This window comes from Bacillus sp. LR_5 (assembly GCF_042709275.1).
Map to the genome: position 1 here is coordinate 1 of NZ_JAVAXX010000220.1, position 11013 is coordinate 11013.

The following is an 11013-nucleotide window of genomic DNA, read 5'->3' on the forward strand; positions in this document are numbered from 1 at the left end:
TCAATATGCGATTACGCCGCCGCAATTTGTCGGCTTGCAATGGCTTTATGAATTAGGAGATATGACAATCGGTGAATTATCGGGCAAAATGTATCTGGCATGCAGCACGACAACGGACTTAATCGACCGCATGCAAAAAAATGAGCTTGTTGAGCGGGTCAAGGACCCGGCGGACAGACGTGTCGTCCGGATACATCTGCTGCCTGAAGGAGAACGGATTATCCAAGAGGTCATTACAAAAAGACAGGAATATCTGCGTGATATGTTCGAATCGTTTACAGATGAAGAAATAGCCATCTTCGAAAAATCTTTGATGAAACTGCAGCATGAAATGAAGAGAAAATGAGGCGATTTTGTTGGAACAACCAATAGGAGTCATTGATTCCGGGGTTGGCGGTTTAACCGTTGCGAAGGAAATCATGAGACAGCTACCTAAAGAAAATATTATCTACGTCGGGGATACGAAACGGTGTCCTTATGGGCCGCGCCCTGAAGAAGAGGTGCTTCAATATACGTGGGAGCTGACGAATTATTTACTCGAAAACCACCACATCAAAATGCTCGTGATCGCCTGTAACACAGCAACAGCGATCGCATTGGATGACATCCAGCGAAGCGTCGGTATACCGGTGGTCGGAGTGATCCAGCCTGGTGCGAGAGCAGCGATAAAAGTGACGGATAATCAGCATATCGGTGTCATCGGCACAGAGAATACGATTAAGAGCAATGCATACGAAGAGGCGCTTTTGGCATTAAACCCTGATCTGAAGGTTGAAAACCTTGCCTGCCCGCTGCTTGTGCCTTTTGTAGAAAGCGGGAAGTTTCTCGACAAAACAGCAGACGAGATTGTCAAAACCTCGCTGTATCCGTTAAAAGACACATCGATTGATTCGCTGATTTTAGGCTGCACCCACTATCCCATTTTGAAAGAAGCCATTCAAAGATATATGGGAGAACACGTTAACATTATTTCGTCCGGCGATGAAACAGCCCGGGAAGTCAGCACGATTCTCTCGTATAAAGGGCTGCTGAACCAGTCTGCGAATGCCCCGGATCATCAGTTCCTGACAACAGGGGCGCGTGATCAGTTTGCAAAAATCGCAGACGATTGGTTTGGCCATGAAGTCGGCCATGTGGAATGCATCTCACTGCAAGAACCGATTAGAAGATAGTTTTCCCCGCAACGGTATGTTGCGGGTTTTTTTCTGTTTTGCCGGAATTCTTCGGTCTATTTCCTAAAGAGGCTCGTATACATAATAGTACAAACATCCTTAGGAGGGAAAAGTATGCTGAAAAAAGGACCTGCAGTCATTGGTGCCACTTGTCTCACCTCTGTCTTGCTTTTATCCGGATGCGGTTTGTTTCAATCTGATAAGGCAGCCGAGGAAATTGATCCGCCTCAAGACGTTACATTCGTGAACGATGAAGCGGGTGCCAATTCAAATACAACAGCAGCCAAAAAAACAGAAAGTGAAAAAAGCGATACAGCAAAAGCGGATCAAGCCTCATCTACTGTCATGAGGGAGCTTTATCTCATTGATAAAAACGGGTATGTTGTTGCGCAAACGCTGCCTCTCCCTAAAAGTGAGAGCACGGCTAAGCAGGCGCTTGAATACCTCGTACAGGGCGGGCCTGTGTCTGAAATTCTTCCGAATGGCTTCAGAGCTGTATTGCCGGCTGACACCACCGTTAACGTTGACATCAAAAAAGATGGAACCGCGATAGCTGATTTCTCTAATGAGTTCAAAAATTATAAGAAAGAAGACGAACAGAAAATCGTTCAATCTGTGACGTGGACGCTGACGCAATTTAGTTCGATAGATAAAGTGAAGATGAGAATAAACGGGCATGAACTGAAGGAGATGCCTGTAGGAGGGACGCCGATCTCAGATGATTTAAGCCGCAAAGACGGCATTAATTTGGAGACAGCCGGTGTAAATGATCTCACTGCTACCCATCCGCTGACAGTCTACTACTTGGCGGAAAACGAAGACAGTGAATACTACGTGCCTGTGACCAAACGAATCGACAATTCGGAAAAAGACGACATTACGGCAGCCATTAATGAATTGGCTAAAGGGCCAAGTAAGGTGAGCGGGCTGTTAACAGACTTCAGCGAAGATGTAAAGCTGGTCAGCAAACCGAAAATCAAAGACGGGCGCGTGACGTTGGATTTCAATCAATCTATATTCGGCAGTGCCGATGAGAAGACGAAAATGATTTCTTCAGAAGTGCTGAACAGCATTGTGCTGACGTTAACGGAGCAGCCGGATGTAAAAAGCGTCTCTGTTAAAGTGAACGGAAAATCAGAGCTTGTAAATGAAAAAGGCGAAAAGCTCACAGAACCGGTCTCCAGACCTTCTCAAGTGAATACGGGTAGTTTTTAAATTGGGATTTTTGATATACTAGAAAGAAAGAGGTTAGCGTTCCGGCTGCCTCTTTCTTTATTCAATTCCGGGACAAAAATGGTTTATGTACATACAATCGGAGGTAAAACATGAGACATGACGGAAGACAACACGATGAGCTGCGTCCAATCACATTCGATTTGGATTTTATCAGCCATCCGGAAGGTTCTGTTCTAATAACAGCAGGGAATACAAAGGTAATCTGCAACGCGTCTGTTGAGGACCGCGTACCGCCGTTTTTGCGGGGCGGAGGGAAAGGCTGGATTACAGCAGAGTACAGCATGCTGCCGCGGGCAACAAACCAAAGAACAATCAGAGAATCTTCTAAGGGGAAAATTTCCGGCAGAACAATGGAGATCCAACGCCTGATCGGCCGCGCGCTTCGAGCTGTTGTAAATCTGGAAAAGCTCGGTGAACGGACGATTTGGATTGACTGTGATGTCATTCAAGCTGATGGAGGAACTAGAACTGCTTCCATTACAGGCGCATTTCTTGCTATGGCAATTGCGATTGGCAAGCTGATCAAAGCAGGAACAATCAAGACAAATCCGATCACTGATTTTCTTGCTGCGATCTCTGTTGGAATTGATAAGGAACAGGGAATTTTGTTAGATTTAAATTATGAAGAAGATTCCTCCGCTGAAGTTGACATGAATGTCATCATGACAGGCAGCGGCCGTTTTGTGGAACTGCAGGGAACCGGGGAAGAGGCGACTTTTTCTAGAGAGGATCTGAACGGTCTTCTGGGTCTTGCGGAAAAAGGAATCCAAGAGCTGATTGACAAGCAAAAAGAAGTGCTGGGTGATTCTCTGCCAGAACTGAAATAAAGACAGAAAGGCTTGATCATCATGAAAGAAGCAATTATTGCAACACATAATCCGGGAAAAGTGAAGGAATTCAAAGAAATTCTTGAGCCAAGAGGCTATGAGGTCAAATCTTTAGCTGAAATTGGATTCGCAGAAGAAATTGAAGAAACAGGCCATACATTTGAAGAAAATGCCATTCTGAAAGCGGAAGCTGTTGCCAAAGCAGTGAACAAAATGGTGATTGCGGACGACTCCGGTCTATCCATCGATAATCTTGGCGGCAGACCCGGGGTTTATTCAGCCCGCTATGCAGGGGAACAGAAAGACGACCAGGCAAATATCGAAAAAGTGCTCAGCGAGCTGAAAGGTATCGAAAAAGAACAGCGCACCGCCCGTTTCCGCTGCGCACTGGCCGTGAGTATTCCCGGAGAGGAAACAAAAACAGTCGAAGGCCATGTTGAAGGGTATATTGCCGAAGAACCGAGAGGAGAATATGGCTTTGGCTATGACCCAATCTTTATCGTGAAAGATAAAGATAAGACAATGGCTGAACTGACAAGTGATGAAAAAAATAAAATCAGCCATAGGGCTGACGCGCTTAAAAAGCTGTCTAAGCTTTTGGAGGCATAAGGAGGAAGCTTGTACATGAACGTGCTGATTATCAGTGACAGCCATGGGCTTGAAGAAGAACTCCAAACCATTGCGAAACGGCATGAGGCAGAAGTTGATCTCATGATTCATTGCGGGGACTCTGAGCTTGAAACGAGGCATCCTGCATTGGAGCCTTATGCGGTTGTAAAAGGCAATTGCGATTTTGCCGGCGATTTTAAGGACGAGCTTCTTCTGAATGCCGGCTCAAGAAAAATACTGGTCACACACGGCCACCTTCACGGTATAAAACAGACCTTGTTAAACGTATACTATCGTGCAGAGGAACTCGGAGCGGATGTTATCTGCTTCGGGCATTCGCACATCGCGGGAAGCGAAGTGCTGCACGGAAAACTGATGATTAACCCAGGCAGCATCCGGCTTCCGAGGGTGCGCAGGACAGAAAGCTATGCTATACTGACATTAGAAAATGATGCTGCGACAGTCCGTTTTTACGACCAAGCAGGCAATGAAATTGAGGATCTGCAAAATCGAGTCACACTATGAAAATGTCATGAGGAAGAAAATTTTCTTCCTCATGAAAAAAATTCTAAAAAACCGTTGACTTATTATTGCATCCCATATATAATAAATCTTGTCGCTGATAGTTAAAGCAAAAAATAAAAAACAAACGTGTCCCAGTAGCTCAGCTGGATAGAGCAACGGCCTTCTAAGCCGTCGGTCGGGAGTTCGAATCTCTCCTGGGACGTACCAAAAGAAAAACCTCAAATCCATTTAGGATTTGAGGTTTTTTGTTGTCGTGTTAGGATTTTCATTTGTTGTTTAACGGATCATCATCCAAGCCATCAACTTTTCCTTCTTTATTCAGACGAGGTTCTTCTTTTTTCACAGTTTCAGAAATATGTTCATTTTCTTCAACAGTGCGTTTGCCGACAACCACTTCATCAGTGACAACCGGTTTTTTAGTCACTTCAAGCTTTTCCTCAACGATTGGAACTCTGATCTCTTCCGAATCGTTGACGGGAGCAGCGTCCGTTTTATTTTCATCCACTGGACGGCGTTCGACATAAATTTCATCATGTCTCACAGGGATGTCCATATCTCTTTTTTCTGTTTTCACTTCTTTTCCTATTTCTACTTCGCCGGTTTGGACGTCTTCCTTATCGACCTTCAGCTGTTCTTCCCGGAGCGGCATCGTTTTTTCTTCTTTCGTTGTATAATCCGCCATTTCATTTGTGCTTGAAAAGCCGCCTGAAAGGGCATTGCCGTTATCAATAGGAGCAATTACATCTGCATCTGTATCGACGGCTACCAGAAGTTTTCCGTCATCCAAATCTTCTTGATACTTGTCTATTTCATCAGTTTTAATATCCAAGTCGGATAATGCTTTGCTGTGTGTAGCAGTATCATCCATTGTGAAATAATCTTTCAGTTTATCGAAAAAAGATTCAGATTCGTCCTGATGTGCATCGATGGCTTGATTGACTTCTGTTCCTGTACGTGACTCCAAATAATCTGTATCTCGCCGACTTGTCACAACAGAAATGTCATCAGAATCATAGCCTTTTGTGAGTAAGCCTTCAATCGCTGCGATGGTTTCCTGCGGAGTTTCGTATACACCAACTATGCTTTTCATATCAATCTCCTCCTTTATGAATTTGCATTATATCGTTCATGTCGTTTGTAATTCCCGCTGTTCTTTGAATTAAACAAAATTGAAAACATTCGAGTTTTTTAGAGAAAATTTTAATTGGAATTTCCTGAAAAATGAATATACAGGAAAAGATATGAAAAAATTCATAGTCATGCCGATATTTGTTATGTGAAACAATTAAATAAAGGAGTGTTTTCTTTTGAAAAAATGGTTCGTTGTTTTTTTCTTATTTGTTATTGCGCTGTTTCAATCGCTCCAAACAGTTAGCGCGGAAACAGTTGAATGGAAAGAAAGAGCAGATTTGCCTGAGCCGCGTGTCGGCGCAAGCAGCGGTGTAGTAGATGGAAAGATATATGTGATAGGTGGCGGGACTGTAAAACCAGGTACTTATGGGAATCAAACGTTTGTCTATGATCCTAAAACAAATGAATGGACAAGAAAAGCCGACATGCCCACAGAGAGGGGAGGTGCTGCAACTGTTACAGTTGACGGTAAAATTTATGTCATGGGTGGAAGGTCAAACGATGGAGTTGTCAAGACAGTAGAAGTTTATGATCCAAAAAAAGATACATGGGAAAAATTAGATGATCTTCCCTTTGGAAATAATAAAGTTCCAGCTTATAAGATTTATGCAGAAGCTATAGGAAAGAAAATATATGTTGTGGCCTATGAAAATTCTAGATATGCAACGACTTACAGTTACGATCTCGAAACGAAAAAATGGGAGAAAAAACAGAATTTAAATTATGAAGTAACAGGAGCTTCTACTGCAGTAATTGATAATAAACTATATATTCTTGGCGGAACGCATTATATTCCCCAAATCGTTTATGTTTATGATCCAGAAAAAGACACATGGGCAGAAAATGGTAAAGGATTCACAGCAGGATATTATTCTGCGCTTGCTTATAAAGGGAAAATTTTGATGACTGGAGGTGTAAACCGAATTAAGGTGTACGATCCTAAAAGTCAATCAGTTACAGCAGTGACAAATCCGAAAGCGCTATACAGAATGGCGCATTCTTCTGCCATTATTGATGATACACTTTACGTAATTGGTGGAAGAGAAGAAAACTCCAGTTTTGGTGGAAGTTTTGGTGATAATGCAAATGCTAAAATTAAATCAGTTATATCTATTTCGCTAAAGGATTTAAACATACCATCCGATTCAGAGGAAACTCCGGGAGATAAGGATAAAGGATCAACAACACCTTCTGAGGATAACTCAGCAGAAGACGGAGACGCCCTTCTTGTTGTCACCATGGTAAACGGTTTGCAAAAAGAATATCAGCTGTCTATGAAAGAAGTGAATGGATTCCTCAAATGGTACAAGCAGCGTGATGCCGGAGAGGGACCAGGCTTTTATGAAATAGATGAGCATGACAACAACAAAGGGCCTTGTGAGAGTAAAAAGGTTTATGTTGTGTTTAAAAATATTTTGATGTACGAAGTAAATAAATATAAATAAACCATCCAATGCAATGTTGGATGGTTTTTGTTGACTTACTCTATTAAACTTTAGAAGGGAAAACGGTAAGAGATAGACAGACCTTCCCCTGCACTTATCTATCCTTATAAAATCGTCTCACAATTCCTTCGTCATAAACACACTGGTTGGATCTTCACTGTAGTCTGCAAACGGTTCACAATACTGGAAACCGAAGCTTTCATACAATTTTCTTGCCGGCTCAAATGAAGCCATTGAACCCGTTTCTAAGCTTAACCGCTCATAGCCTCGCTTCTCGGCTTCTTCAATGATGTGCTGGAGAACTTGTTTGGCAACGCCTTTTCTTAAATGTGATGCAGATGTTCGCATTGATTTGATTTCTCCATGCCGGGTGTCCAGTTCTTTTAGCGCTCCGCAGCCAGCTAGTTCATCACCTTCCTATGCACTCCAAAATGTTATTCTAGGCCCTCTTAGTTTTTCTAAACCTAAGGCATGAATGCTTTCTAGCGGGGACATAAGCGTCATGCTATGTAAATGCTCATTCACAAGTGAGACCACCTGGCGTCCAGTTAAATCGTCTATATTTTTATATGCAATTTTATTCCTCCTCGAAAACTTACGGGTTGTGCAGAATATCGTTCAATTCATCCCATCCTGTTTCCAAATATAAAGACAGAAAATGTGACTGTATTTGTGAAGTCGTTTTAAAACAATAAAAGGACCGCAATAGATGTTCGGCCCTTGTGGTCTTCTTTAATATCTAAAGCCTCCGTGTACGCCTGGCGCCCCGCTGAATCCGCCGGCATGTATCGCTGGAGCACTTAAGCTGCCGCCATGGCCGCTAAAGCCTGCACCTGAAAATTGCTGTCCGTAAAATCCTGAAGCGTATGGGAATGAGGAGTACATTCCAGAGGGAGTGGTTAACGGGCTGTATGCCTGGCTGAACGGCTGTCCGTATCCGTAGCCTCCAAATGGCTGCTGGCTTTGCTGGTAGAAGGCAGGGGTAGCAGGATAGTACTGCTGCGGAAAGCTCGGGAAGCTTGGGAAGCCTGCAGGGAATCCTTGCATGTCTGCTAATGATTTATTCATCGTATCACCTTTTCTTTGCAAGATATCATTAATGTATGCCGAGGGAACAAGAGAAGTGCCTATCCGAAATTGAAATGGATTGCAAGATGATCTGTCAGACTCAATCCATATACGAACCATAGTGTGTTATAAAATCTTACATGTTTATATAAAATTAAATAATTCTGTTTTATTCTTTATAGATTAATAAAAAAATTATAAAAACTTTTAACATTTGCAATTCCTTTTGTACCAATAATGAAAGCGTATACAATATAGTTTGATTAATCGAAATTGTCTAATAATTTTAAAAAATGCTGTTGACACTGCGTCCAAAGCGGCGTAATATGAGTTCAACAAAAGATAAACGCAAGCTTCACAAGCGAAAATCATCGCAGTATGATTCTAAAAAAATGAAAAACAAACGACCTTCTTGAACAGCTGGAAAGCCGTTCCGAAGGCTGAATATGAAAAGCGCAGATGAGGATAAGTAGCCTTGATAAAGTTTTCCACAGAGAACCGGGTTAGCTGAGAACCGGCGAAGCTTTACAAGGTGAACTCGCCTCAGAGTGCCAGTCTGAAATGACAGTAGGACTTGGCCGGGTGAACTTGATTCACTCGTTACTAAAGCGGATAGAAATATCCATGAGACGGCCGATTAACAGGCCGTAAACAAGGGTGGTACCGCGGAAAGAAAAGCCTTTTCGCCCCTTTTAGCTATCGCAGTTACTGCGCGGCTGATTGTGGGCGGAAGGGCTTTTTTTATTGAATAATCAGCTATAAAGCTAATAAAAGATTGATCTTTAAAGGATGAAAATCCAAAAGGAGGAACTAAAATGGGGACTAATGTACAGGTGGATTCAGCATCTGCCGAATGTACACAGACGATGAGCGGAGCATTAATGCTGATTGAATCATTAAAAAAAGAGAAAGTAGAAATGATCTTCGGTTATCCGGGCGGGGCTGTGCTTCCGATTTACGATAAGCTATACAATTCAGGGTTGGTACATATCCTTCCCCGTCACGAACAAGGAGCAATTCATGCAGCGGAGGGATACGCAAGGGTCTCCGGAAAACCGGGTGTCGTCATTGCCACGTCAGGGCCGGGAGCGACAAACCTTGTTACAGGCCTTGCTGATGCCATGATTGATTCATTGCCGTTAGTTGTCTTTACAGGGCAGGTAGCAACCTCTGTAATCGGGAGCGATGCATTTCAGGAAGCAGACATTTTAGGGATTACGATGCCAGTAACAAAACACAGCTACCAGGTTCGCCAGCCGGAAGATCTGCCGCGCATCATTAAAGAAGCGTTCCATATTGCAACAACTGGAAGACCCGGACCTGTATTGATTGATATTCCGAAAGATGTAGCAACAATTGAAGGAGAATTCAGCTACGATCATGAGATGAATCTCCCGGGATACCAGCCGACAACAGAGCCGAATTATTTGCAGATCCGCAAGCTTGTGGAAGCCGTGAGCAGTGCGAAAAAACCGGTGATCCTGGCGGGTGCGGGCGTACTGCACGGAAAAGCGTCAGAAGAATTAAAAAATTATGCTGAACAGCAGCAAATCCCTGTGGCACACACCCTTTTGGGGCTCGGAGGCTTCCCGGCTGACCATCCGCTTTTCCTAGGGATGGCGGGAATGCACGGTACTTATACAGCCAATATGGCCCTTCATGAATGTGATCTATTAATCAGTATCGGCGCCCGTTTTGATGACCGTGTCACAGGAAACCTGAAACACTTTGCCAGAAACGCAAAGATAGCCCACATCGATATTGATCCAGCTGAAATCGGAAAAATCATGAAAACACAGATTCCTGTAGTCGGAGACAGCAAAATTGTCCTGCAGGAGCTGATCAAACAAGACGGCAAACAAAGCGATTCAAGCGAATGGAAAAAACAGCTCGCAGAATGGAAAGAAGAGTATCCGCTCTGGTATGTAGATAATGAAGAAGAAGGTTTTAAACCTCAGAAATTGATTGAATATATTCATCAATTTACAAAAGGAGAGGCCATTGTCGCAACGGATGTAGGCCAGCATCAAATGTGGTCAGCGCAATTTTATCCGTTCCAAAAAGCAGATAAATGGGTCACGTCAGGCGGACTTGGAACGATGGGATTCGGTCTTCCGGCGGCGATCGGCGCACAGCTGGCCGAAAAAGATGCTACTGTTGTCGCGGTTGTCGGAGACGGCGGATTCCAAATGACGCTTCAAGAACTCGATGTTATTCGCGAATTAAATCTTCCGGTCAAGGTAGTGATTTTAAATAACGCTTGTCTCGGAATGGTCAGACAGTGGCAGGAAATTTTCTATGAAGAACGTTATTCAGAATCTAAATTCGCTTCTCAGCCTGACTTCGTCAAATTGTCCGAAGCATACGGCATTAAAGGCATCAGAATTTCATCAGAAGCGGAAGCAAAGGAAAAGCTGGAAGAGGCATTAACATCAAGAGAACCTGTTGTCATTGACGTGCGGGTTGCCAGCGAAGAAAAAGTATTCCCGATGGTGGCTCCGGGGAAAGGGCTGCATGAAATGGTGGGGGTGAAACCTTGAAAAGAATTATCACATTGACTGTGGTGAACCGCTCCGGGGTGTTAAACCGGATCACCGGTCTATTCACAAAAAGGCATTACAACATTGAAAGCATTACAGTTGGACACACAGAAACAGCCGGCGTTTCCAGAATCACCTTCGTCGTTCATGTTGAAGGTGAAAATGATGTTGAACAGTTAACGAAACAGCTCAACAAACAGATTGATGTGCTGAAAGTCACAGACATCACAAATCAATCGATTGTCCAGAGGGAGCTGGCCTTAATCAAGGTTGTCTCCGCACCTTCAACAAGAACAGAGATTAATGGAATCATAGAACCGTTTAGAGCCTCTGTCGTTGATGTCAGCAGAGACAGCATCGTTGTTCAGGTGACGGGTGAATCTAACAAAATTGAAGCGCTTATTGAGTTATTAAAACCTTATGGCATTAAAGAAATCGCGAGAACAGGTACAACGGCTTT

11 protein-coding genes, 1 tRNA gene, 1 pseudogene and 1 other annotated feature are annotated in these 11013 nt (G+C 43.4%); of the genes and pseudogenes, 10 read left to right on the plus strand and 3 right to left on the minus strand.

The features are described 5' to 3' along the window. The 7 genes from RAC86_RS28500 to RAC86_RS28530 form a co-directional block, all read left to right on the plus strand. The coding region (locus RAC86_RS28500) for a MarR family winged helix-turn-helix transcriptional regulator (RefSeq protein ID WP_377886275.1) at positions 1-346 on the plus strand (346 nt) is incomplete at its 5' end. A 7-nt stretch (positions 347-353) separates the two neighbouring features. After that, positions 354-1172, plus strand: a complete 819-nt coding sequence (gene racE, locus RAC86_RS28505; RefSeq protein WP_015251521.1) for a glutamate racemase — start codon at positions 354-356, stop codon at positions 1170-1172. Positions 1173-1286: 114 nt separating this feature from the next. Further along, positions 1287-2387, plus strand: a complete 1101-nt coding sequence (gene gerM, locus RAC86_RS28510) for a spore germination protein GerM (RefSeq protein ID WP_377886276.1) — start codon at positions 1287-1289, stop codon at positions 2385-2387. A 110-nt stretch (positions 2388-2497) separates the two neighbouring features. Beyond that, positions 2498-3235, plus strand: coding sequence for a ribonuclease PH (gene rph / locus RAC86_RS28515; protein ID WP_377886277.1), 738 nt, complete (start codon positions 2498-2500; stop codon positions 3233-3235). 12 nt (positions 3236-3247) lie between these two features. After that, positions 3248-3844 (plus strand): XTP/dITP diphosphatase, encoded by a 597-nt coding sequence (locus RAC86_RS28520; RefSeq protein ID WP_377886278.1) that lies wholly within the window; start codon positions 3248-3250, stop codon positions 3842-3844. A 15-nt stretch (positions 3845-3859) separates the two neighbouring features. After that, entirely contained in the window at positions 3860-4369 is a 510-nt protein-coding gene (locus tag RAC86_RS28525) for a metallophosphoesterase (protein ID WP_377886279.1), read from the plus strand. A gap of 128 nt (positions 4370-4497) precedes the next feature. Next, positions 4498-4571, plus strand: a tRNA-Arg gene (locus RAC86_RS28530). 63 nt (positions 4572-4634) lie between these two features. Here RAC86_RS28530 and RAC86_RS28535 read toward each other — a convergent pair. Then, a complete protein-coding gene (locus RAC86_RS28535; protein ID WP_377886280.1) occupies positions 4635-5459 on the minus strand; it encodes a YsnF/AvaK domain-containing protein in 825 nt (274 codons plus the stop codon). Positions 5460-5676: 217 nt separating this feature from the next. Between RAC86_RS28535 and RAC86_RS28540 the strand changes: the two genes are divergently transcribed. Further along, positions 5677-6945: a Kelch repeat-containing protein gene (locus RAC86_RS28540; protein ID WP_377886281.1), complete on the plus strand. Its 1269-nt coding sequence runs from the start codon at positions 5677-5679 to the stop codon at positions 6943-6945. Positions 6946-7062: 117 nt separating this feature from the next. On the opposite strand, the pseudogene RAC86_RS28545 reads toward RAC86_RS28540, so the two are convergent. Beyond that, positions 7063-7449: pseudogene (locus RAC86_RS28545) on the minus strand (GNAT family N-acetyltransferase). A 228-nt stretch (positions 7450-7677) separates the two neighbouring features. Beyond that, positions 7678-8013 carry an inner spore coat protein CotQ gene (gene cotQ / locus RAC86_RS28550; protein ID WP_041351755.1) on the minus strand — a complete coding sequence of 112 codons (336 nt, stop codon included), beginning with the start codon at positions 8011-8013 and terminating at the stop codon, positions 7678-7680. Between the two features lie 447 nt (positions 8014-8460). Then, positions 8461-8707, plus strand: a binding site (T-box leader). A gap of 121 nt (positions 8708-8828) precedes the next feature. Between cotQ and ilvB the strand changes: the two genes are divergently transcribed. Then, entirely contained in the window at positions 8829-10553 is a 1725-nt protein-coding gene (gene ilvB, locus RAC86_RS28555) for an acetolactate synthase large subunit (RefSeq protein ID WP_004398643.1), read from the plus strand. After that, positions 10550-11013 (plus strand): acetolactate synthase small subunit (ilvN, locus tag RAC86_RS28560; RefSeq protein ID WP_377886282.1); only part of this gene is annotated, 464 nt, incomplete at its 3' end. The genes ilvB and ilvN, both read left to right, overlap by 4 nt.